This is a genomic window from Enterorhabdus sp. P55, assembly GCF_009911695.1.
Taxonomy (GTDB): Bacteria; Actinomycetota; Coriobacteriia; order Coriobacteriales; family Eggerthellaceae; genus Enterorhabdus.
In genome coordinates this window covers 1-540 of record NZ_QWKK01000312.1, presented here as the reverse complement: position 1 = coordinate 540, position 540 = coordinate 1, and the positions used below count along the sequence as shown (strand labels likewise).

At 43.9% G+C, this 540-nt stretch carries 1 pseudogene; it reads right to left on the bottom strand.

Annotated features, from left to right (window positions below):
• Positions 1-540, bottom strand: a pseudogene (gene secA, locus D1643_RS11435) (preprotein translocase subunit SecA); the annotation flags it as partial.

The window sequence follows — 540 nt, the reverse complement described above, 5'->3', positions numbered from 1 at the left end:
TTTTGCATCAGCATGTGCTCTTTTGGCAAACTTGCGTGCGGTTGAGGCTACATCCTGTAGGTCTTTATTTTCTAAGATACTATTTCGTAAATGATAAATGACCTCGCGTTGCTCACGCAGTACATCATCATACTCTAATGTATTTTTACGACTATCGTAGTCTTTAGCCTCAATCATTTTTTGAACATAATCTGGTGTATAAAGCGACCACTTAATCTCTCCTGAACGTGTCAATTGAGGGTTATCCAGTACATTATAGAGGTCGTCTTCTTTTGAAACTAAGAAAATTGATTGCCCAATGTCACCTTGACGACCCGCACGACCCCTTAACTGGTCGTCAACACGTTTGCTTTGTCCGCGACCGACCCCTATTACAAACAGGCCTAGGCGTTTTGCATTCTCGTCTAAGAGTTTGATGTCGGTACCACGTCCGGCAAGGGCGGTTGTAATAAGAATAGATCCTGTACGCCCGGCTTCACGGATAACCTGAGCCTCTTTTGAGGCATCTCTGGCTGTGAGTAGGTTGTGAACAATCTTTTC